This window comes from Novosphingobium sp. NPDC080210 (assembly GCF_050281025.1).
In the GTDB taxonomy this organism is placed as follows: Bacteria; Pseudomonadota; Alphaproteobacteria; order Sphingomonadales; family Sphingomonadaceae; genus Novosphingobium.
Genome location: NZ_JBNNWL010000002.1, coordinates 184056 through 206762, shown reverse-complemented (window position 1 = coordinate 206762; position 22707 = coordinate 184056). Strand labels below are relative to the sequence as shown.

At 66.4% G+C, this 22707-nt stretch carries 18 protein-coding genes; 8 read left to right on the top strand and 10 right to left on the bottom strand.

Features of this window, described 5'->3' with window-relative positions; all coding sequences use genetic code 11:
- Window positions 1-484: 484 nt before the first annotated feature.
- Entirely contained in the window at window positions 485-1714 is a 1230-nt protein-coding gene (locus tag ACQKOE_RS06820) for an RsmB/NOP family class I SAM-dependent RNA methyltransferase (protein WP_427512108.1), read from the bottom strand.
- A 54-nt stretch (window positions 1715-1768) separates the two neighbouring features.
- Between ACQKOE_RS06820 and ACQKOE_RS06815 the strand changes: the two genes are divergently transcribed.
- Window positions 1769-1936, top strand: a complete 168-nt coding sequence (locus ACQKOE_RS06815) for a DUF1674 domain-containing protein (protein WP_374591865.1) — start codon at window positions 1769-1771, stop codon at window positions 1934-1936.
- A gap of 1 nt (window position 1937) precedes the next feature.
- Here the strand turns inward: ACQKOE_RS06815 and ACQKOE_RS06810 are convergent, their stop codons facing one another.
- The 5 genes from ACQKOE_RS06810 to ACQKOE_RS06790 are packed head-to-tail and all read right to left on the bottom strand — an operon-like array spanning window position 1938 to window position 8776.
- The gene (locus ACQKOE_RS06810) at window positions 1938-3314 is read right to left on the bottom strand and encodes a cytochrome P450 (RefSeq protein ID WP_427512107.1); all 1377 of its coding nucleotides are present in this window, start codon (window positions 3312-3314) and stop codon (window positions 1938-1940) included.
- A gap of 22 nt (window positions 3315-3336) precedes the next feature.
- A complete protein-coding gene (locus ACQKOE_RS06805; RefSeq protein ID WP_427512106.1) occupies window positions 3337-4467 on the bottom strand; it encodes an aminotransferase class V-fold PLP-dependent enzyme in 1131 nt (376 codons plus the stop codon).
- Between the two features lie 2 nt (window positions 4468-4469).
- A complete protein-coding gene (gene hemH, locus ACQKOE_RS06800) occupies window positions 4470-5498 on the bottom strand; it encodes a ferrochelatase (protein ID WP_427512105.1) in 1029 nt (342 codons plus the stop codon).
- On the bottom strand, window positions 5495-7762 hold the full coding sequence (locus ACQKOE_RS06795) for a molybdopterin cofactor-binding domain-containing protein (protein ID WP_427512104.1): 2268 nt from the start codon (window positions 7760-7762) through the stop codon (window positions 5495-5497). Before ACQKOE_RS06795 ends, hemH begins: the two co-directional genes overlap by 4 nt.
- A 39-nt stretch (window positions 7763-7801) precedes the next feature.
- Window positions 7802-8776: an Mrp/NBP35 family ATP-binding protein gene (locus ACQKOE_RS06790; protein ID WP_374591855.1), complete on the bottom strand. Its 975-nt coding sequence runs from the start codon at window positions 8774-8776 to the stop codon at window positions 7802-7804.
- A 94-nt stretch (window positions 8777-8870) separates the two neighbouring features.
- Here ACQKOE_RS06790 and hflK point away from each other — a divergent pair, with 94 nt between their 5' ends.
- From hflK to ACQKOE_RS06775, 3 genes are all read left to right on the top strand, one after another.
- Complete coding sequence (gene hflK / locus ACQKOE_RS06785) at window positions 8871-9953, top strand: protease modulator HflK (RefSeq protein ID WP_427512103.1); 1083 nt, start codon at window positions 8871-8873, stop codon at window positions 9951-9953.
- A 1-nt stretch (window position 9954) separates the two neighbouring features.
- Entirely contained in the window at window positions 9955-10791 is an 837-nt protein-coding gene (locus ACQKOE_RS06780) for an SPFH domain-containing protein (RefSeq protein WP_427512102.1), read from the top strand.
- A gap of 80 nt (window positions 10792-10871) precedes the next feature.
- Window positions 10872-12380 carry a Do family serine endopeptidase gene (locus ACQKOE_RS06775; RefSeq protein ID WP_427512101.1) on the top strand — a complete coding sequence of 503 codons (1509 nt, stop codon included), beginning with the start codon at window positions 10872-10874 and terminating at the stop codon, window positions 12378-12380.
- A 72-nt stretch (window positions 12381-12452) separates the two neighbouring features.
- On the opposite strand, the gene ACQKOE_RS06770 is transcribed toward ACQKOE_RS06775, so the two are convergent.
- From ACQKOE_RS06770 to ACQKOE_RS06760, 3 genes are all read right to left on the bottom strand, one after another.
- Entirely contained in the window at window positions 12453-14546 is a 2094-nt protein-coding gene (locus tag ACQKOE_RS06770) for a transglycosylase domain-containing protein (protein WP_427512100.1), read from the bottom strand.
- A 437-nt stretch (window positions 14547-14983) separates the two neighbouring features.
- Window positions 14984-15433, bottom strand: a complete 450-nt coding sequence (locus ACQKOE_RS06765; RefSeq protein ID WP_427512099.1) for an NfeD family protein — start codon at window positions 15431-15433, stop codon at window positions 14984-14986.
- Window positions 15430-16350: an SPFH domain-containing protein gene (locus tag ACQKOE_RS06760; protein WP_374591843.1), complete on the bottom strand. Its 921-nt coding sequence runs from the start codon at window positions 16348-16350 to the stop codon at window positions 15430-15432. The genes ACQKOE_RS06765 and ACQKOE_RS06760 overlap by 4 nt, the downstream gene beginning before the upstream one ends.
- A 152-nt stretch (window positions 16351-16502) precedes the next feature.
- Between ACQKOE_RS06760 and ACQKOE_RS06755 the strand changes: the two genes are divergently transcribed.
- From ACQKOE_RS06755 to ACQKOE_RS06745, 3 genes are read left to right on the top strand one after another with little or no spacing between them, the layout of a single operon-like run.
- Window positions 16503-17282: an SDR family NAD(P)-dependent oxidoreductase gene (locus ACQKOE_RS06755; RefSeq protein ID WP_427512098.1), complete on the top strand. Its 780-nt coding sequence runs from the start codon at window positions 16503-16505 to the stop codon at window positions 17280-17282.
- A gap of 36 nt (window positions 17283-17318) precedes the next feature.
- Window positions 17319-18311: an aldo/keto reductase gene (locus tag ACQKOE_RS06750; RefSeq protein ID WP_427512097.1), complete on the top strand. Its 993-nt coding sequence runs from the start codon at window positions 17319-17321 to the stop codon at window positions 18309-18311.
- 56 nt (window positions 18312-18367) lie between these two features.
- Window positions 18368-19108 (top strand): sterol desaturase family protein, encoded by a 741-nt coding sequence (locus tag ACQKOE_RS06745; RefSeq protein WP_427512096.1) that lies wholly within the window; start codon window positions 18368-18370, stop codon window positions 19106-19108.
- A 322-nt stretch (window positions 19109-19430) separates the two neighbouring features.
- Here the strand turns inward: ACQKOE_RS06745 and ACQKOE_RS06740 are convergent, their stop codons facing one another.
- Window positions 19431-20303: a dienelactone hydrolase family protein gene (locus ACQKOE_RS06740; RefSeq protein WP_374592063.1), complete on the bottom strand. Its 873-nt coding sequence runs from the start codon at window positions 20301-20303 to the stop codon at window positions 19431-19433.
- 232 nt (window positions 20304-20535) lie between these two features.
- On the opposite strand from ACQKOE_RS06740, the gene ACQKOE_RS06735 reads away from it, so the two are divergent.
- The gene (locus tag ACQKOE_RS06735) at window positions 20536-22638 is read left to right on the top strand and encodes a PQQ-dependent dehydrogenase, methanol/ethanol family (RefSeq protein ID WP_427512095.1); all 2103 of its coding nucleotides are present in this window, start codon (window positions 20536-20538) and stop codon (window positions 22636-22638) included.
- Window positions 22639-22707: the final 69 nt, after the last annotated feature.

Below are 22707 nucleotides of genomic sequence, written 5' to 3'. Positions count from 1 at the left end.
AAAAACCGGCTTCGACAAGCTCAGCCTGAGCGGGGTTGGGTAAAAATCTGCTCCGCTCCGCCTGAGCTTGTCGAAGGCTCTTTTTAGCTGGAACCAGCGAATTTGATTGGGTTCGCGCAGAGAGCGCAGAGAAACGCCCCTCCGCTCCCTCTGCGCGAAACTTCATTCCGTCATTGCGAGGAGCGCAGCGACGAAGCAATCCAGGGCGGCGCGATATGCGCATTCCACCCAGCGCTGCGCCTACAGGCAAACTCGGATTGGTTCACGCAAAGGCGCGGAGCAAAAAGGGAGGCGCAAAGGGGTTGCGCTTTAGGCTCTGCCGTTTCCCATTCTTTCCGCGCGCTAAAGGCACTGGGAACACGGCGAGCGAAGCCAGGGCCCTGAACCTCCGCGCCTCCCTTTTTGCTCCGCGCCTCTGCGTGAACCATTCCCCGGCTTCGACAGGCTCCGCCTGAGCGGGTTTTTTTGGCCCCGGGGTCGAGCGCTACCCCCGAAATCGCGCCACGAAGAAGCCGTCCAGCCCGCCCGCTTCGCCCAGCATGGCGGGATCGGTGCGCAGCCAGCCCTGCTCGGTCGGGGCGAGTCCCTGCGGCAGTTCCTCCGCGCGGATCGGATCGGGGGCGAGCGCGACCTTTTCGGCCTGGGCCGCACCCTCTTCCGGCTCCAGCGAGCAGACCGCATAGACCAGCCGCCCGCCGGGCCCCAGCCACTGCGCCGCGCGGGCGAGCAGGGCGCTTTGCAGTTCGGCCATTTCCGCGATCTGGCGCGGACCGATGCGGTGCAGCACGTCGGGATGGCGGCGGCAGGTGCCGGTGGCGGTGCAGGGCGCGTCAAGCAGCACGGCGTCGAATTTCTCCGCCGGTTCCCATTTGAGCGCATCGGCGATCACCACCTCGGCGGAAAGGCCGGTGCGCTTCAGGTTCTGCTCGATCCGCTGGGCGCGCTTGGCGCTCAGTTCCACTGCCGTCACATGCCAGCCCATGGCCGCCAGTTGCAGCGCCTTGCCGCCCGGAGCGGCGCAGAGGTCCAGCACGCGGCGGCCCTCGCCCGGTCCCAGCAGGCGCGCAGGCAGGCTGGCGGCCAGGTCCTGCACCCACCAGGCGCCTTCGGTGTAACCCTCAAGGTTCTCGACCGCGGTGCCGCGCGGCAGGCGGACATGGCCGGGGGCGAGCGACGTACCGCCCAGCCGCTCCGCCCAGTGCGCGGTCTGGCCCGCATCCTTCAGCGTCAGGTCCAGCGGCGGCGGCACGGCAAGGCCGGTGGCAATTGCGTCGGCCTGCGCGCCCCAGCGCTCCACCACCGCTGCGGGCAGGGTCGGAACGGCGGGCAGGCTCGCGCCCTGCTTGACCAGGGTGGAAAAGACCCCGTGGGCGAGGCGGCGCGGACCGCCGCTGAGCAGCGGCAGGCCGGTGGCGATTACCGCGTGGGGCGGCGTATCCAGCCGCAGCCAGCCGGCCAGCTTGATCCGCAGCGCGGCGCGCGGCTTGGCATCGTCGGGCAAGGGCTGGCGCGTGGCCGAATCGATCAGCGCATCAAGGTCCGTCAACCAGCGCAGCACCTCGCTGGCGAGCGCGCGGGCCAGCGCCTTGTCCGGCCCGCTGCGCAGGCCCTGCAAGGCGGCATGGGCGGCAACGTCCAGCGTTTCGCCCCGGCGCAGAACGGCGTCGAGCAGCTTGAGCGCGCCCTTGCGCGCGGGATGACCGGGAATGTCCATCGCCTGCCCCTAGAGACAATTGCATTCAAGAGCCAGCGGGCGCATGGAAAGCCCATGACCAAGCGCGCCACAAAGCGTCCCCAGGACTTCCAGAAGCCCGCCCACTGGACCAATGACCCCGCCCCCGCTCCGGCCGAGCCGAAGGAAGGCGAGGAACCCGATGGCCTGTCCCCCACCCGCTATGGCGACTGGGTGAAAAAGGGCATCGCGATCGATTTCTAGATCAGCGCGGCGTGAAGGTTACGGTCAAGCCGTCGCGCGGCTTTGGAATGGGCCAGGCCTGCCACCTGGGTTCGTAACCCGGCGCAATCTCGATCCGGTAGCGGGTGAGAATCTGGGCCATCAGCACCTTTACCTGCATATAGGCGAAGTGCAGCCCCAGGCACATGTGCGCCCCGCCGCCGAACGGCACCCAGGCATATTTGTGCCGCTTGGCCACCTCTTCCGGGGTGAAGCGCATGGGATCGAACTTTTCCGGCTCCGGCCAGTGCCGCGGGTCCATGTGGACATCCGCAGGGCTGATCCCCACGCCCGTTCCGGCCGGAATGCGGTATCCGCCGAATTCGAAATCACGCAGCGCGCGGCGCGGCAGCGAGGGGACCGGCGGGATCAGGCGCAGCGATTCCTTGAAGGCCATTTCCGTCAGGCTGACCTTGCCCAGGTCCTCATAGGCCAGCGGACGCCCTTCGCCGCCGGTGACCGCCAGCAGTTCCGCGCTCAGCCTGTCCTGCCATTCCGGGTGCTTGGCCAGCAACCACACCAGCGACGAAGCCGACGAGGTGATCGTGTCGTGCGCCGCCATCATCAGGAAGATCATGTGATCGACCACTTCGTCGACCGGCATCAGCGAACCGTCTTCATGGGTGGCGGTCGCGAACTGGCTGAACATGTCCTGCCCGCCGCCTGCCGCGCGGCGCTTTTCGGTTTCGCGGGTGAAGTACTCCAGCAGAAACTTGCGCCCGGCCACGCCCCGGCCCATCGCGGTGAAGGGCAAGGGTTTGCGTACCACCCCGATGGAGGCGGCAACCATGTCGACAAAGGCCTTGTTGATCGCGTCCGCTTCCGGTCCCAGCGGCACCCCCAGGAAACTGTCGGCAGCTAGGTCCAGGGTCAGTTGCTTGATCGCCGGATAGAACTTCAGCCGCTGCCCGCGCCATTGCTCGACCCGCGCCGAAATGCCGGAATTGAGCGCGCCGCAATAGTGCCGCATCGGTTCAGGCTTGAACGCGATGGAAAGGGCGCGGCGGTCCGCGCGGTGGTGATCGAAATCGAGCAGCATCAAGCCGCGCGGGAACAGCTGATCCAGAACCGGCCCCCAGCCCTGTTCGCTGGAAAACAGCTTGTCGCGGTCGAACAGGACCAGCTCGTTTGCCTCGGCCCCGAACAGCAGGACCGAATTGCGCCCGAAGGCACGGTTGCGGAACACGTTGCCATACCTGGCCCGCATCCGGTTGCTGAAGCCGATCGGGTCGGCCAGCAGGCTGAAGGTATTGCCGACGATGGGCAGGCCGTTTTCACCGGGAATATGATCCAGCGCACCGGGCGGCTGGGACTGCGACCAGTGCGTATAGGGTGAAGCCTGTTGCGGCATCGTGGCCATTTCACGCGTCCTTTGGTTCGGGTCAGAAGACCGCGTTGAATGCCGTTTCCAACCGGGCCAGGCTGGCCGGAACGTCCTTCAGCTTGTCCAGCCCGAACAGGCCGAGCCGGAAGCTCTTGTAGTCCGGCCCTTCGTCCACCATCAGCGGCACGCCGGCCGCGATCTGATAGCCGATGGCGGCAAACTTCTTGCCGTTCTGCACTTCGGGATCGTCGGTAAAGCTGACCACCACGCCCGGCGCGGTGAAGCCCTCGGCGGCGACGGACTGGACTCCACGCGCGGCCAGCATGGCGCGCACGGCATTGCCCTGTTCCCACTGCGCGGCGCGCAAGGCTTCGTAACCGGCAGCCTTGGTTTCCTGCATGGCATCGCGGAACTGCATCAGGGCATCGGTCGGCATGGTGGCGTGATAGGCATGGCCGCCGTTCAGATAGGCCTCCATGATCGCGTTCCACTTGCCCAGATCGATCGCAAAGCTGGTCGATTTGCCGGCCCGCGCCGCTTCCAGCGCGGCTTCGCTCAGCATGACCAGGCCAGCACAGGGCGAGGCCGACCAGCCCTTTTGCGGGGCCGAGATCAGCACGTCGACCCCCAGCGCGCGCATGTCCACCCAGACGCAGCCCGATGCCACGCAGTCGAGCACGAACAGCGCGCCTACCTCATGCGCGGCCTCGGCAATCGCGTTCACATAGTCGTCCGGCAGGATGATCCCGCTGGCCGTTTCGACGTGCGGGGCAAAGACGACCTCGGGCTTTTCGCTGCGGATTGCGGCGACCGCTTCGTCCAGCGGCACCGGCGCGAAGGGCGCCTGCGGTCCGGCATTGCCGACCCGGCGCGCCTTGAGCACGGTCTCGCTGGCGGGGATCGCGCCCATTTCGAAAATCTGGCTCCAGCGATAGGAGAAGAACCCGTTGCGGATCACCAGGACGCGCTTGCCGGTGGCGAACTGGCGCGCAACCGCTTCCATCGCATAGGAGCCGCCGCCGGGGACGACCACGGCCCGCTCTGCCCCGTAAACCTCGCACAGTCCGGCATGGATATCGCGCATCGCCTGCTGGAATCGCTGGCTCATGTGGTTGAGCGAACGGTCGGTGAAGACCACCGAGAATTCGAGCAAGCCGTCCGGGTCTATCGCGGGGTTCAGGCCGGGCATGGTCAGTCAGTCCATCCTTTCAATTCGCGCCGCACCAGCGCTTCCAGCATGTCCATGCCAGCAGCCGAGGTGTTAAGGCAATCCAGCGCGGCAAAATGGGTGCCGCCCGCTTCCTCGAACTGCTCGCGCCCGCGGATCGCCAGCTCCTCCAGCGTTTCGAGGCAATCGGCGGAAAAGCCGGGCGCGGCAATGGCCAGGCGCCGGGTGCCCTTGGCCCCTTCGGCGGCGAGGACATCGTCGGTGGCCGGTTCCAGCCACTTGGCGCGGCCAAAGCGGGACTGGAAGGTCGTTTCGATCCGCAGGTTCGGGAATTCGCCGCGCAGCGCTTCGCCCAGCAGGCGCGCGGTCTTGCGGCATTGGCAGTGATAGGGATCGCCCAGGTGCAAGGTGCGTTCCGGCATGCCGTGAAACGACAGCAGCAGCACTTCGGGTTCGAAATCCAGCGCCTTCAACTGCCGCGCCGTATCGGCCCGCAGCGCCTCGATATGCAGGGGATCGTCGTAATAGGGCGGCAGGGTGCGGATCGCGGCCTGCCAGCGCATTTTCGCCAGCTTGGCCCCCAGCGCGTCGATCGCCGTGGCAGTCGTCGCCCCGGAATATTGCGGATAGAGCGGGGCAAACAGAACGCGGTCGCACCCGGCGTTCTTCAGCGCCTCCAGCTGGTCACCGATCGAGGGATTGCCATAGCGCATGGCCCAGCTGACCGTGGCCCGGTCGCCCATCCGCTCTTGCAGGGCGGCAGCCTGGGCCTTGGTGATCGCGGCCAGCGGGGAGCCATCGGGGGTCCAGACCTGCTGATAGGCATGGGCGCTCTTGCGCGGGCGGACGTTGAGGATGATGCCGTTGAGGATCAGCCACCAGACCGCCTTGGGGATTTCCACCACGCGCGGATCGGACAGGAATTCCTTGAGATAGCGCCGCACCGCGCCGGTCGTCGGCGCGTCAGGCGTGCCCAGGTTGACCAGCAGCACGCCCAGCTTCGGCGTTTTGACCGGCGGGTGGTTCGGCGGCAGAATGGCTGACGTCGTCACTGGCCCGCCCCCGTCAGCGGCAAGGTGCGCAGACGCTCGCTTCCGGCCGAGGCCAGGGCATTGGCAATCGCGGGCGGGGCGATGATCGCCCCCAGTTCGCCCGGATCGAACGGGTCGGCTTCGCTATCAATGAAATCCACTTCAATCTCCGGGCAATCGCTCAGCATGGGAAGGCCCAGCATCCCAAGTCTGCCATTGGCAGGCAACCCGTCCTTGAAGGAAGTTGCCGCGCCAGTCGCCAGCCCCATTCCGAAGATCAGGCCGCCTTCGATCTGCTGGCGGGCAATGTCGACATTCACGATCCGGCCGATGTCGGCCACGGCGGTCAGCTTGTCCACGCGGATGCCGCGCTCGTCGCGCCGGGCCGAGGCGACGAGGCCGATCCGCCCCTCGCGCCCCGCCGTTTCCATGCGATAGCACGCCAGCCCCTGCCCGGTGCCCATGGCCCCGCCGTTCCATTCGGCCAGAGTGGCGGCACGTTGCAGGCAATTGGCGAGGCGCAGGTCGTGTCCCAGCATGGCCATGCGATAGGACAGCGGCTCCCGCCCGGACCGCCCGGCCAGTTCATCCATGAACGTCTCGATCAGGAAAGCCGCGATACCATGCGAATTGCCCCGCAGCGGGCCGGTGGGCAGGTCGATGCGGACTGGCACGTGTTCCACCACCAGATGCGGCACCTGATAGACCGGCACCATGCCGCGCATGGCCAGCGCGTCGCTTTCGTCCTGCCGATCCAATGCTTCGCGCCGCGAAGCGCCATCCAGCAGCCGCGCGCCGAATTCCCGCATGGTGGCGGGCATGGCAATGCGCAGCTTCAGCGCGGTCAGCGAGCCATCGGGCGCAGTGCGCGCGGCCAGCACGGCGCGCGCCGGGGTGCGCGGCAGGCCCGCGACCTGTTCTTGCCAGCGCGAGCGGATCAGCTGCACCGGCCGGCCCGCCCCGCGCGCCACCAGCGCCGCCTGAACCGCGTGCTCCGCATCGAGCCGCGCATCGAAGCTGCCCCCGGCGGGCATCGGATAGAGCACGACCCCGTCCACCGGAACGCCCAGCGCACCCGCCACGGCCTGGCGCAGGGCTTGCGGCGCCTGGCTTGCCGCCCAGATCTCTACCTTGTTCCCATCGACCCGCGCCGTGGCCGAGGCCGTTTCCAGCCCGGCATGGAGCGCGGGGGCAATGTTGTAGCGTGCGACGTGTTCAAACTTTTCGGACAGCCACGCGTCCGGATCGCCTACGTCGGCAACACGGTTCGCCTTGCCCCGGCGCAGCGCGGTTTCCAGCCGCTCGGCCATCCTGCCGCTATCGGCAAGGTCGCTGACGCGAAAGCGCGGCATGGCCGCTTTCAGCGCGCGCTCCGCCGCCCACCAGTTCGTCGCCACGGCGGCGAGCCAGCCGGAGTTTTCGACCAGGCGCAGGAAACCGGGAACGCCCCTGGCCGCATCGCCATCGAACCCGACCAAAGCACAATCGCCCACCGGGGCATGGCGGATCGCGGCATAGGCCATGTCGGGCAAACGCACGTCGCCCGCGAAGGTATAGGTCCCGTCCACCTTGCTCGGCAGGTCGAGCCGGGGCGCGAGCAGCGGCGCGCCTGCCGGGAACTGCGCGGCGCGTTCCTGCGGCGGCTGGGCGCGCGGCAGCGGGGGATCGGGCGGCGTCAGTTCCGCCGCTTCGGCGACCAGCTCGGCAAAGGACAGGCGGCGCTTGTCATGCACGATGAAGCCCTGCTGCGCGTCGCATTCTTCCCAGGCAACGTCCCAGCGCTCTGCCGCAGCCATGGCCAGCACGGCGCGGGCGCTGGCGGCGGCGGCGCGGGCGGCGGCTTCGTGCGCGGCCAGCGAAGTGCCCTCTGCCGTCGCCACGAAAGCCTCGTTCTGGGCATAGCGCCGGGCCAGCAGGCTATCGGGTTCATCGGCCAGAGCGGACCCCAGCGGCAGCCAGAGCGAGGACCAGGCCGCAGCCAGGGGCGCATTGCCATAGGCGCCGCTGACCGGCGCAGGCTCCACCGCAATCTGCCGCCAGTCCGCGCCCAGTTCGTAAGCGACCATTTGCGGGATCAGCGTGGTAATCCCCTGCCCCATTTCCACGTCGGGCACGGCCACGCTGACCACGCCGTCCGTGCCGATTTTCAGCCAGGCATCAAAAGCGAATTCGCCTTCGCCCGCAGGCAGCGGCGTCAGAAACCGGCGCGGCGCAAGGGTCCAGGCGGCAACCAGTCCGCCGGTTATGCCTGCTCCGATCAAGACCCCACGCCGCGTGAAACGCATTGGCCACCCCGTCCCTTGCGCCGCCAGCTTAAGCCCTTGCTATTGATTGTCGAGCCAGGTTGCCACGCGCCGCGCGATAGCGGCGAAAGCCTCTGCCTCCGGCCCGTCGCCAGCAGCGGGCGGGGTGCCGGCATCGCTGGCCGCGCGGATCGACATTTGCAGCGGAATCCGCCCCAGGAACGGCAGGCCGAGTTCGCCCGCCGCCGCCTCTGCCCCGCCGCTGCCGAACGGATCGGACACTTCGCCGCAGTGCGGGCAGGCGTAACCGGCCATGTTCTCAACCAGGCCGAGGACCGGCACCTGCCCCACTTCGAACAGCTGGATCGCGCGCTTGGCGTCGATCAGCGCCAAGTCCTGCGGGGTGGAGACGATCACCGCCCCGGCAGGCTTGTGCCGCTGGAGCATTGTCAGCTGCACGTCGCCCGTGCCCGGCGGCAGGTCGACGATCAGCGTATCGACATCGCCCCAGTCGGCATCGATCAACTGGCCCAGGGCATTGCCCGCCATCGGTCCGCGCCAGGCGATTGCCTTGCCCGGTTCGATCAGCTGGCCCATCGACAGCACCGGCACGCCCCATTCGCTGGGCACCGGGATCAGCTTGTCAGCACGGGCCTGGGGCTTGATCCCCTCGTTGCCCAGCAGGCGCGGCTGCGACGGGCCGTAGATATCGGCATCGACCAGCCCGACCTTGCGCCCCAGCCGCGCCAGCGCGACCGCCAGGTTGGTGGAGACGGTGGACTTGCCCACGCCGCCCTTGCCCGACCCCACGGCCAGGATGCGGCGGCGCGGCTTGTCCGCCATCATCGCAACGCGCACGTCGGTTACGTCGGGCTGACCGGCCAGCGCTTCCTTGACGGCCACTTCCAGCCGCTCGCGCTCAATCGCGTCCAGTCCGCCCGCGTCGATCACGACAATGGCGACGCCCTGGTTCAGGCGCAGCGATTGCAGGCGGGATTGCGCCAGCGGCGGCAGGGCAGCGCGCAGGGCAGCGGGGGTGTCATCGGGATTGCTCATGGCTTTGTGCCGAAACCCGTTTCGTGCGATCCTGGCAAGGAAAAATGCATCGGCCACCCTGTTAATTGCGCCGCGCCCCCCTATAGTGTGGTCCATGAGCGAAAGCGATGGCCCAAAGCGGCGCAGGAAGAAGGGCGAAGACCCGCAGCCGGACCCGGTCAGCCAGGGCGAAAGCCCCAGCCATTCCGCGCCTCCGGAAAAGACCTCGACGGAGAAAACCCCGGCCCATAACCCCTGGCACAGTCCGGCAGAGGAAAGCGCGCAGCGCCGCTCGGCCCGGATGGACGACATTCTGCGCCAACGCAGCGCCCGCGTCCGCTCGCCCTTTCGCATGGGTGGCAGCGGGATGCTGGGCCTGGCCGCGCTGGGCGTGGTTTCGGCCTGGCTGCTGTCCACCTCGCTGCATGTCCTGGCGCCGAACGAGCGCGGGGTCGTGGCCACGCTGGGCCGCTATACCGGCACGCTGGGCGCAGGGCTGAACCTGACCCTGCCCTGGCCGATCCAGCAGGTCACCGTCCATGAAACCGGGCGCGAACAGGTGCTGATGCTGCCGGATAAGGAAGCCGAAACCCTGATGCTGACGCGCGACGGCGAACTGATCGACGTCCGCTCGCTGGTGCGCTGGCGGATCAGCGACCTTGCGGCCTACAGCTTTGCCCAAGGCGATGCCGAAGCGGCCCTGCGCCGCCTGGCTGAGAGCGCGATCCGCGCCGGGGTGGCCGAATTCACCTTTGACGAGCTGCGCAGCGGCAAGAACCAGGCCGAATTGCAGCAGCGCGTGACCGGTCGCTTGCAGCGGGTACTGGATGCCTGGAAAGCTGGCATGACGGTCAACGCAATCGAAGTGACCTCGACCAATCCCCCCGCCCGCCTGGCCGAGACTTTCAAGAAGATCGACAAGGCGAACGAGGACGCACGCAAGAACCACGAGGCCGCGGTCGCCTATGCCGCCCGCATCCGCTATGCGGCGGAGACCGAGGCCAATTCGTTCGACAAGGCCTATCAGCTTTACAAGATCGCTCCCGCCGTCACGCGCGAGCGGATCTATTACGAGACCATCGAACGCGTGCTGCGCAACAACCAGGTGGTGATCGGCAATGCCGGGACCGGCGTCACCCTGCCGCCGCCTCCGCCCTCTCCCTCGGGTGAAAAGCCCGCGCCGCAGGGAGGGCAGTGACATGACCGGCACCCTGCGTCATTTCCGTCCCGGCGTATTCGCCCTGATCGTCGCGCTGCTGCTGGGCGTATCAGGGATCAGCGTCGTCACCGAAAACGAACAGGCCGTGATCGAGCGGCTGGGCGAACCCAACCGCGTGATCAACCGGTTCAGCCCGACCGGGCCGAGCGGCGCGGGCCTGGTCGCCAAGATTCCATTGGTGGAAAGCATGGTGGTCCTGCCGCGCGGACTGGTCACCTACAGCCTGGCCGCCAAGCGCGTCAGGACGGCGGACCAGCAATGGCTGCTGGCCGATACCGACGTCACCTATCGCATCATCGACCCGGTCAAGCTGTCCGAAACGCTCGGCTCTGCGGTCAAGACCGAGGACCAGCTCAAGGCGCTGCTGCCCCCGCTGCTCGACCAGGAAGTGGGCAGCCGCAACGCGGTGATCGTGGCCCAGCCGGGTGCGGGCGGGGCGAACGAGGCAATGCGCCGGGCGCTGGATGCCGGCGTGCGGCAATACGGGCTGCAAGTGGTCGACCTGCGCATCGCGCGGCTGGCGCTCGACGAAGGCTCGCTCGCTTCGGCCTATGACCGGATGGAGCAGCGCCACGAAGCGACCCTGGCCGAGATCGAGGTGAAAAGCGCCAACGATGCCCTGGCCGTGACTTCGGCGGCAGAGGCCGAGGCCACCGCGCGGCGCAAGCGCAGCGCCGACCAGGACCCGGAATTCTACAGCTTCTACCGCGCCATGCGCAGCTATGACGAGCTTTATGGAGACCCCAAGCGCAAGAACACCGTCACCATCGTCCTGCCGCCGGACAGCGGCTATCTTGAACACTTTGGTGGCAAATAGGACGTTCAATTCCCATTCATGAGCCATATCGTGAATCGCCCGACAAGGGACAGATTCCAACGCAAAGAGGAACGAGCCACGTGAAGTACGTATACAGTGTCACTTCGGCGCTGCTTCTGGGAGGCGCCGCGCTATCGCTGGTTGGCGGTATTCCCGCCGGAGCCCAGGTCGCCCAGAACGATGCAGAGCAGATGCGGACCATCGTGCCCCGTGCGGGCGCTCCGGCCAGCTTTGCCGACCTGACCCAGCAATTGCAGCCCGCCGTGGTGAACATCGCCGTGCGCCAGAAGGTCGAAGTAAAGAATCCGCTGGCCGCCCTGCCCTTTGGCAACCTGCTGCCGGGAGGCGCCGGCAATCAGGCCAAGGTGGCCGAAGCGGTCGGTTCCGGGTTCGTCGTGTCGCACGATGGCTACATCGTCACCAACAACCACGTGATCAGCCTCGACCGCGAAGGTCAGGCCGATGAAATCACAGTCAAGCTGTCGGATGGCAGGCAGTACAAGGCCCGCATTGCCGGACGCGATCCCGAATCGGACATTGCCGTACTCAAGATCGACGCGGGCAAGGCCCTGCCCTTCGTAAAGTTCGGGGATTCGACCAAGGCCCGCGCCGGGGACTGGATCATTGCCATCGGCAACCCGTTTGGCCTCGGCGGCACGGTAACTTCGGGCATCATCAGCTCGGTCAACCGCAACACCGGCACCGGCGCCTATGACCACTACATCCAGACCGACGCCTCGATCAATTCGGGCAATTCGGGCGGGCCGATGTTCGACATGGCCGGCAACGTGATCGGCATCAACAACTGGATCGTCGCCCCCAGCGGCGGCAATATCGGCATCGGCTTTGCCATACCCAGCGCGACGGCCGAGCCGATCGTCCAGCGCCTGATGAAGGGCCAGGCAATCGAGCGCGGCTACCTGGGCATTTCGATCCAGCCGGTGACCGATGAAATCGCGGACTCGCTTGGCCTGCCGCATGACCGCGGCGAATTGGTGCGCCTGGTCCAGCCGGACCAGCCTGCTGCCGCCGCCGGGATCAAGGTGGGCGACATCGTGATGAAGGTGAACAACCAGGAAGTCACGCCTGACCGCACCTTGTCCGGCATCGTTTCCGACATCGCGCCGGGCACGCGCATTCCTATCGAGGTGCTGCGCAGCGGCAAGACCATGACGCTCTACGCTGTGGTGGCCAAGCGCCCCAACCAGCAGGAACTGGCCAAGTCGCTCGATCCGCAGCCTCAGGCCAATCCCTTCGAAGGCCCGCAAGGCCAGGGCGAAGGACTGGCGGAAGCAGCGCTGGGACTGAAGGTTCTGACCATGAACCCTGACTATGCCAGCCAGCTGGGCGTACCGGGTTCGACCAAGGGTGTCGTCATTGCCGGGGTCAACCCAGCTTCCGATGCCGCCAATCGCGGTTTGCAGCGCCGCGACATCGTGGTTTCGGCAAACATGGTGCCGGTCAACAGCACGGAAGAACTCGACCGCTTGGTGCGCGAGGCGAAGAGCGCCGGTCGCCCGACCGTCACGCTTCAAGTGATGCGCCCTGGTCAGCAGGGCCTGTTCTACATCGCGCTGCGCATCGGCTAACCAGAGGCCCGCACCTGCCGAAGCCGACCGCACATCAAATGCGGCGCTTCGGCGGGGCGGGAATATCAGCCGCTAGTTGGGCCGGGCCCGTTCGGCAGGCCGGACCCGCCCGGTCGCTTCATTCAGGAAGTCCTCGTTGGCAGCAGGCGGCGCGCGGCCCGGTGACTGGCTGCGGTTGTCCGGCACCGGACGCTCCGCCGGAACTTCGGCGGGCTGCTCCGGGTTCACCAGGTCGCCCTGTTCGTCGACGTAGTAATAGTCCTCGGGCGCGCCGCTCATCAGCATTTCATCATCTGGTTCCAGCTGCCAGGCCGGCAGGGTGGCATCGGTCTCAAACTTTTCGACCGGACGGTTCGCGACGGCGGCCTTCATGAAGCTGGCAAAGGCCCGGGCCGGGGCCGTGCCGCCTTGCAGGCCGGGCACCGGACGGTCATCGTCGCGGCCCATCCACACGCCGGTCGTCACGCCGCTGGAAAAGCCCAGGAACCAGCCATCCTTGTTGGCCGTAGTCGTGCCGGTCTTGCCCGCAACCGGACGCCCGATCTGCGCCGCGCGGCCCGTGCCGATGGAGACGGCGGTTTGCAGCATGTCGGTAATGCCCGAGGCGACATAGGCCGGGACCAGCGCGCTCGTCCCCTGCCGCTGGCGCTGGTACAGCACCTTGCCGTCGGTCGTCGTCACCTTGACGATGCCATAGGGTTCGACCGCCGCGCCCTTGGCCGAGATCGACGCAAAGGCGCGGGTCATGTCGATCAGGCGCACTTCGTTGGTGCCCAGCACCATCGAGGGAACGGTGGAGATCGGCGTGGAAATGCCGAACCGCTTGGCCATGGCCGCGACGGCGGAAAAGCCCACTTCCTGGCCCAGCTGCGCCGCGACCGTGTTCTTGGAATAGGCAAAGGCGGTGCGCACGTCGATCTTGCCGGCAAAGTCACCGGTCGAATTGCGCGGGCTCCACCCGTCAATCGTCACCGGCTCGTCGATCACTTCGGCATTGGGCGTATAGCCTGCCTCAAGCGCGGCGAGATAGACGAACAGTTTCCAGGCCGAACCCGGCTGGCGCACGGCATTGACGGCGCGGTTGTAGTTCGACGTGACATAGTCCGTCCCGCCGACCAGCGCGAGCACGGCGCCGTCGCGGTCCATGCTGACCATGGCGCCTTGCGCGCCCTTGGGCACGTTGTTCTGGATCGCATTGGTCGCCTCGTTCTGAAGCTTGACGTCCAGCGTGGTCCAGACCTCGATCGGCTGGTCGGTCTCACCCAGCAGCAGGTCAAGCTGGGGCAATGCCCAGTCGGTGAAATAGCGGACCGAGTTCTGTCCGGTCTCCTGCGCGAACTTGATCTTGGTCAGGTCGGTGGAGGCCGCCTCGGCCTGGCTGATCTTGCCATTGGTGGCCATCAGGCCCAGCACCACGGTGCCGCGTCCAACGGCTGCTTCCGCATCAGCGGTGGGGGCGTAGTGGGACGGTGCCTTGACCAGGCCGGCGATGATCGCGGCTTCGGGCAGGGTAATCTCGGTCCCGGGATGGCCAAAGAACTTGCGGCTGGCGGAATCGATCCCATAGGCGCCGCCGCCGAAGTAGACCTTGTTCAGGTAGAGCTCCAGGATCTGGTCCTTGGAGAAGTTCCATTCCAGCGCCAGCGACAGCACCGCTTCGCGCAGCTTGCGGCCAAAGGTGCGCGAGTTGTTGAGGAACACCGTGCGCGCCAATTGCTGGGTGATGGTGGAGCCGCCCTGTTTCCACTTGCCTTCTTCCAGGCGCACCTTGAACGAGCGGGCAAGGCCAATCGGGTCGATTCCGACGTGGCTGTAGTACCGCTTGTCCTCGGTCGAGAGCATCGCGTCCTTCATCACCTGCGGGATCTGGTCATAGGGCACCCATTTGCCATAGCTGGGGCCCAGCGAGACGAGCTGCGTGCCATCGCGGGCGCGCACGACGATCATCTGCTCGCTCTGGGTGGTCTTGATCTCTTCGAAATCGGGCAGGGACTGCGCGGTCAGGCCAACCGCCACGGCCAGGGCCAGCAGCCCGAGCAGGGCAAGCGACGCACCCCAGACAAACAGGCGGCGGATCAGGCGGCCAAATGCAGAGGAACTGGGCTCTTCCGCCCGGCCACGGCGCGGCGGTGGGGGCGGACTGCGCCGGAAATCGTTTCGTGCCATAAGGTGTTCGTCATTCCTCCCGGCGGGCGCTTCGCCCGGCCTGCCCGCCTCCCATAGGGCAAATGGCGCGCGGGGTTAATCGCAGATTTGTCGCAATGTCGCAGTAAGGGAACGGAACTGCGCAGTTCCCGTCACTACGCTCCGCGCAACGATCGGATGAATGAAGTTTCGCGCAGAGGCCGCAGAGAACGCCGAGGGGCGATTTCTCTGCGTCCCCTGCGCTCTCTGCGCGAACCCGTTGCACCTGGCGGTTCTAAAGCTGGCCGCGCTGCGCCAACCGGGCCCCGGCCTGCGCCGGGGTGACGATGGCGGGAAAGACCGCGCGCTTTTTCGCTTATCCGCCCCCTCTCCCACCCCGCTCAGGCTGAGCTTGTCGAAGCCGGTTTATGCGGCTGTGGATTGCTTCGTCACTACGCTCCTCGCAATGACGAGAACGCTCAATGCAAGTGCTCCACCAGCAGGACCACGCCGTCGGCGCCGGTCACGCGCATCCGGGTGCCGGGTTCCGCGTCCGGCCCTTTGGCCAGCCATTCGCTGTCGCCCAGCCGGACGCGGCCCTGCCCGCCCGCGATTACCTGGCTCACCACCACCGTTTCGCCCACGGCGCGCGCGCCGCGATGGTTCATCTGCGGATCAGCCGCTTCCACCGGGTGTCGCCGCAGCCAGCGCCGCCCGGTAAAGACGAACAGGATCGACAGGACCGCGAACAGCAGCACTTGCCAGGCTATCCCCGCCGGGGCGAACCAGGCGAACAGGCCGGTAATCAGCGCCGCCCCGGCCATCCAGATCAGGAACACGCCGGGGATGGTCATTTCCCCGATGGCGAGGAGCAGGCCCAGCCCCAGCCAGATCCAGTGCGGTTCGATCCCGCTGTCCAGCCAGTTCACTTGCGCGCTCCATCACCGGACACGGCATCCTTCACCAGTTCGCCGATCCCGCCCAGCGATCCGATCAGCTGCGTCGCCTCGACCGGGAACAGGATGGTCTTGGCATTGGGCGACGTGGCGAAGGCGGAGACCGCATCGGTATATTTCTGCGCCACGAAGTAATTGAGCGCCTGGGTGCCCGAAGCGGCAATGGCTTCCGATACCATGGTGGTGGCCTTCGCCTCTGCTTCAGCCTCGCGCTCGCGTGCTTCGGCATCGCGGAAGGCGGCTTCGCGGCGCCCTTCGGCTTGCAGGATCTGGCTTTGCTTTTCGCCCTCGGCGCGCAGGATTTCGGCCGCACGCAGGCCCTCTGCCTCAAGGATCTGGGCGCGCTTTTCACGCTCTGCCTTCATCTGGCGGGCCATGGCATTGGAAATGTCGGCAGGCGGGCGGATGTCCTTGATCTCGACCCGCGTGATCTTCACGCCCCAGGGCGCGGTCGCGTGATCGACCACGACCAGCAGCTTGGCGTTGATCTCGTCCCGCTTGGACAGGGTCTCATCCAGGTCCATGCTGCCCATCACGGTGCGCAGGTTGGTGGTCGTCAGCTGCATGATCGCGACATAGAGGTTCGCCACTTCATAGGCGGCCTTGCCCGCGTCGAGCACCTGGAAGAACACCACGGCATCGACGCCGACCATGGCATTGTCCTTGGTGATGATTTCCTGGCCCGGAATGTCGAGCACCTGCTCCATCACGTTCACCTTGTGTCCAACCCGGTCGATGAACGGAATGATGACGTGCAGGCCCGGTTCGGCGGCCAGGGTGAACTTGCCCAGCCGCTCGATCGTATAGACATAGCCCTGCCGCACCACGCGCACGCCCATCAGCAGGAAAACGAAGACAACGCCCAGCAGGATAAGAAGTACGCCGCCCATGCCCAAAAACTCCAAGCAGTTGATTGGCAAGCATCCTAGCACCCGCAAAGGACGCGGCAAGGTAAACCCGACCAACTGCACAAACCGTCTTGCAGAAGGCACTCGCCCGCTTAAGCTTGGTTTCAAATCAAAACGGATGAGAGGACTTGGCCATGGCATTCACCCCCTTCGATCTGACCGGCAAGGTCGCACTGGTTACAGGCGGCAATGGCGGGATCGGCCTGGGCATGGCCGAAGGGCTGGCGGCAGCGGGGGCGAAAGTGGCGATCTGGGGCCAGAACCCGGCCAAGAACGCCGAAGCGGAGCAGGTGCTGACAGCGCTGGGCGGCGAAGTGCTGGTCCAGTCGGTCGACGTAACCAGCGAACAGGCCGTGGTCGAAGGCGTTGCCGCAGTGATCGAACGCTTTGGCCGGCTGGACTTTTGCGCGGCCAACGCCGGGATCGGCGGCGGCGCGCCGTTCCATGAGCAGACCACCGAAGGCTGGCGCCGGGTTATGACGGTCAACCTCGACGCGGTGTTCTGGACCTTCCGCGAGGCGGCGCGGCACATGATCGACCGCGCCGGAGCGGGCGATGCGGGGGGATCGCTGCTCGTCACCTCCTCTACCTCGGCCATTCACGGCGCTCCGGCGAACGAGGCCTATGCCGCCAGCAAGACCGCCGTCCTGGGGCTGATCCGGGGACTGGCGGTAGAATATGCCCGCTATGGCATCCGCGCCAATGCCGTGCTGCCGGGCTGGATTACCACGGACATGACGGCCCGCTTGCAGGGCTGGGACAAGTTCGAGGAAAAGGTGATCGGCCGCGTGCCGATGCGCCGCTGGGGCGAGCGGCAGGACTTTGCCGGGATCGCGGTCTATCTCGCTTCGGACGCATCGCGTTTCCACACCGGCGACAGCATGGTGATCGACGGCGGCTATACGATCTACTAAGCCGCAGCCCTGCCCGTTTCGAAGGAATTGCCAGAAATGACCGCCGCGCGTTCGATTGCCGGAAAGCCGCTTAATCCGATTGGCCTGGGCTGCATGTCGCTGTCCTGGGGCTATGGCCCCCGGTGCGACGAGGAATACGGCACAAGGCTGCTCAACCGCGCGCTGGACCTGGGCTATGACCACCTCGACACGGCCAATATCTATGGGCTGGGCCACAATGAAACCCTGCTTGGCAATGCCCTGAAGGGTCGGCGCGACCAGTTCTTCCTGGCGACCAAGATGGGCATCGTGGTCGATGGGCCCAGCCGCGGGATCGATTGTTCGCCCGAGGCGATCCGCCGCAATATCGACGCATCGCTCCAGCGGCTCCAGACCGACCGGGTGGATCTCTACTACATGCACCGCTTCGATCCCAAGGTGCCGATTGCCGAGATGATGGGCGCCATGGCCGAACTGGTGGCCGAAGGGAAAGTCGGCAGCGTTGGCGTCTCCGAATGGTCCGCCGCGCACATCCGCGAAGCTCATGCGGTTCAACCCATCGCTGCGGTCCAGACCGAATATTCGCTGTGGTCGCGCAATCCGGAAATCGCGGTGCTGGACACCTGCCGCGAACTGGGCATCGCTTTCGTAGCCTTTTCGCCGGTCGGGCGCGGCGTGCTGGCGAACGGGGTGCGCGATGTCGATGCCCTGGCCGAGAAGGACCTGCGCCGCACCATGCCGCGCTTCAATGCCGAAAACTGGCCGAAGAACCTGACCCTGATCGACCGGTTCAACGCCATCGCCGCGCGCGAAGGGGTAACCCCGGCGCAGCTCAGCCTGGCCTGGGTGCTGGCCCAGGGCGACCATGTCGTCACGATCCCCGGCACCGCCTCGATCCCGCACCTGGAAGAGAACATCGCCCGCTGGGACTGGCAGATGAGTGCCGAACTGGCGGCGGAGCTGGACTCGCTGATCAACCGCGAGACGGTCGCCGGGCCGCGTTACAGCCCCGCCATGCAGGCGACCATCGACACCGAGGAATTTGCCTGAGGCCTTCCCCAAGGGACCAGTCGCCCTGACCGGCGGCGGATGCTAGTCGGGCAGTGATGCAAGGCACCGGCATTCTCGCGGCCCTGTTTGCGGCCTTGGCCATGGTGGCAATCGTGGCGCTGCGCTATCTGGCGACCAGCGGCCTGTTCGCATGGCTGGGGACGCGGCGCTTCCCCGGATTGCATCGCGGCCTTGCCTCCCAGATCCGGCGCGAGATTGGCTGGTCGCTGGCCAGCGCGGTGATCTATGGCCTGCCCGCCGGGATCGTCGCCTGGGGCTGGCAAGCGCGGGGCTGGACCCGGATCTATGACGATGCGGCCGCCTATCCGCTGTGGTGGATGCCGGTATCGTTCCTGCTCTGCCTGTTCCTCCACGACACATGGTTCTACTGGACCCACCGCTGGATGCACGCCCCGCGCGTGTTCCGGGCGATCCATGCCGTGCACCACGACAGCCGCCCGCCCACCGCCTGGGCAGCGATGAGCTTTCACCCCGGCGAGGCGCTGACCGGTGCTTTCGTCATTCCGGCGCTGGTCTTCATCCTGCCCCTGCACAGCGGCGTGGTCATGGCGCTGCTGCTGGTCATGACCCTGATGGGGGTGAGCAATCACATGGGCTGGGAGATGTTCCCCCGCTGGCTGGTCCATGGCCGCGCCGGGCGCTGGCTGATCACCGCCACGCACCACCAGCTGCACCATGACCGCTACCGGTGCAATTACGGCCTCTACTTCCGCTTCTGGGACCGGCTGTGCGGCACGGACAAGGGCCTGGGCGTGTTTCCGCGGATGGAGGGCTGAGCAGGTTTTGGTTTAACCCCGTTCGTGGTGAGGAGGTCCCGAAACCGGAGGTTGAGGGGCCGTCTCGAACCACGGCGTTTTACGCAGTCCTTCGAGACGGCGCTTCAGCCTGCGGCTTCACCGCCTCCTCAGGACGAACGGATGGAAGGGGTTCGCGCAGAGAGCGCTGAGATCACAGAGGCGCTGAGGAACGGTTCAAAACAACGTCACCCCGGACTTGATCCGGGGTCCCGCTTTTTCCCAGCCCACCGTCAAAGCGGGACCCCGGGTCAAGCCCGGGGTGACGGGTGTAAACGCTAGGCCATTCACACCTCGCCCCGCCTCACAACCCCTTGTACAGCGCCAGCAATCGCGCCCAGGCACGGTCTGCTTCGGCCTTGTCGTAGACCGGCGCATCCAGCGTGCACCAGCCATGATCGGCGTTATAGACTTCCACCTCGACCGGACGGCCCGAAGCCTGCCCAGCGGCACGCAGGGCGTCCTTGTCGGCGGGGGCCTTGGCATCGTCGTTGCGGGCAATGGCGATCAGGAACCCGGCCTGGCTCTGCTGGAACAGCCGGTGCGGGCTGTCCGGCTTGTCCGTGACCAGCCCGCCGCCGTGGAACGATGCCGCCGCCTTGATCCGCTGCGGCAGGGCAGCCGCGCTGCGGATCGCGAAGGAGCCGGTCTGGCAATAGCCTTGCGTTCCAATCCCACGGCGCTTGTCCACCGCGCGCTGGCCGTCCAGCCAGGTCACGAAAGCGCCCGCATCGCGCACGGTATTGGCGGGCGACAGGGTGGCAATCGCGGGCTTCAGCTTTTCCTGCCCCGCCGGGCTGCGCCATTCGGCCATGGTGGAGAGCAAGGGCGCCTTGGCCGCGCGGTAGTAGTGGTTGACCGCCAGCACGGCAAAGCCATCCGCCGCCAGCCGCCGCGCCATTTCCTTGTAAGCTTCGCGCAGGCCGGCAATGTCGGGCCACAGGATCACGGCGGGATGCTTTCCCTTGGCCGGATGGACGAAAAAGGCATCGGCAGTGCCATCAGGCGTGGGCACGGAAACCATCGCCTCGGTCAGGGCGCGGCCCTTGGCCTCGGACTCGGTCCCGGTGCAGGCGGCCAGAACCCCGGCAGCGCCAATCGCGGCAAATTCGCGGCGGCTCAGACCCTTGGCGGCAAGGGCCGTTTCTTCCTCAATTGCGGTAAATTCATCGCACATCGGTGTTCTCCTCGCCCCATCCAAAGGCAAGCTTAGCCTTGCGCCGGGCGATCTCAACCCGCTCGTTCGGACACGTCGGGCAGGGCGCGAAATAAGTTGCATTTATGGACTCGATTCCTGCACAACCTCCATGCAAGATAGCCGCGAATTCGCCGGGCCGGTCCGATGGGGACCGTCACGACGGATGACCGGACTGACCGGCCCCAAGGCCGGCATGAGGAGAGGGACTGGAATGCGATTGAAACTGCTCGCGCTCGCCGCGCTGCTGCCACTCGCTGCGTGCGGGAACAAGGTTTCCGCCCCGCCGACCGAGGGCGTTACCGATGCGATGATTGCCCAGCCGCCGGTGGGCGAATGGCTGACCTATGGCTATGACCGCGCGGAAACCCGCTTTTCCCCGCTGGACCAGATCAACGACAAGAACGTGGGCCAGCTTGGCCTCGCCTGGTCGGCCGACCTGGATACGGCGCGCGGACAGGAAGCGACCCCGCTGATGCATGACGGGGTGCTGTACATCACCACCGCCTGGTCGATGGTGAAGGCCTATGACGCGAAAACCGGCGCGCTGAAGTGGTCCTATGACCCCAAGGTGCCGCGCGAAAAGCTGGTCGACGTGTGCTGCGACGCGGTCAACCGCGGCGTCGCGCTGTATGGCAACAAGGTCTATGTCGGCACGCTCGATGGCCGCCTGGTCGCGCTGGATCAAAAGACCGGCAAGGTCGTGTGGGACAAGCTGACCATCCCCGAAGGATCGCACATGGCGATCACCGGCGCGCCGCGCGTGGTGAAGGGCAAGGTGCTGATCGGCTCGGCCGGGGCGGAATATTTCACCCGTGGCTACTTGGCCGCCTTCGATGCGGAGACCGGCGAACAGGCCTGGCGCTTCTACACCGTACCCGGCGACCCATCCAAGCCGCAGGACGGCAAGCACCTGGACGCTGCGGTCAAGACCTGGAGCGGCGATTTCTGGAAGCTGGGCGGTGGCGGCACCGTATGGGATTCGATCACCTATGACCCGGTCACCGACCTGGTCTATTTCGGCACGGCCAATGCCGAACCGTGGAACCCGGCCTATCGCAACACCGATGGCGCGGGCGACAGCCTTTACACCGCCTCGATCGTCGCGGTGAAGCCGGATACGGGCGAATATGTCTGGCACTTCCAGGAAACCCCGGAAGACCGCTGGGACTTCGATTCCAACCAGCAGATCACCGTGACCGACCTCAACATCGGCGGGCAGACCCGCCGCGTGGTGATGCACGCGCCAAAGAACGGCTATTTCTTCGTTCTGGATGCCAAGACCGGGGCCTTCATCGCGGGCAATCCGTTTGTCGACGGGATCAACTGGGCCAAGGGCCTCGACCCCAAGACGGGCCGCCCGATCGTCAATCCCGAAGCGCAGTACGAGCGCACCGGCAAGCCGTTCCTGGGCTTCCCCGGCGCGGTCGGCGCGCATAGCTGGACGCCGATGAGCTACAGCCCGAAGACCGGGCTGGTCTATATCCCGACCAACAATACCCCGCAGGTCTATGCCCACGATCCGGACTGGAAACCGGGCAAGACCGGCTTCCAGCTGGGCATCGACGCAACGGCGGGCAACCTGCCGGCAGACAAGAATGTCCGCGCCGCCACCAAGAAGGCGATGACTGGCGCACTGGTCGCCTTCGATCCGGTCGCGGGCAAGGTGAAGTGGCGCGTGCCCCAGCAGACGCCAACCAACGGCGGCACGCTGGCCACGGCGGGCAACCTGGTGTTCCAGGGCACTGCGCTGGGCGACTTCAAGGCCTATACCGCCGATACCGGCAAGGAACTGTGGTCGTTCCACGCCCAGAGCGGCATTCTGGCCGCACCGATGACCTATTCGATCGACGGCGAGCAATATGTCGCCGTGCTGGTCGGCTGGGGCGGCGTGTGGGACGTTTCGGCAGGCAAGCTGGTAACCAGCAAGATCACGCCGAACATCAGCCGCCTGGTCGTGTTCAAGCTGGGCGCCAAGGGCCAGCTGCCCGCGCCGCCGCCCAGCGCCGAGCGCAAGCTTGATCCCCCGCCGCCGTCCGGCACGCCGCAGCAACTGGCCCTGGGCGAAAAGCTCTACACCAACAGCTGCTCGGTCTGTCACGGCGCTTCGGCTGTGGCCGGGGCCCTGAACCCGGACCTGCGCCACTCGGTCGCGCTGAACAATCCCAAGCTGTGGCAGGAAATCGTTCACGACGGCCTGCTCAAGCAGAACGGGATGGTGGCCTGGAAGGACCAGTTCAACCCCGATCAGATCGAGGCGATCCGCCTTTACGTGATCAAGCGGGCGAACGAGGACAAGGGCCTGGGCGACCACTGAGCGGACCATGCAAAAGCAGCGGGATTGGCCTTTGCCATCCCGCTGTTTTTGGCATATGACACCGCAGGA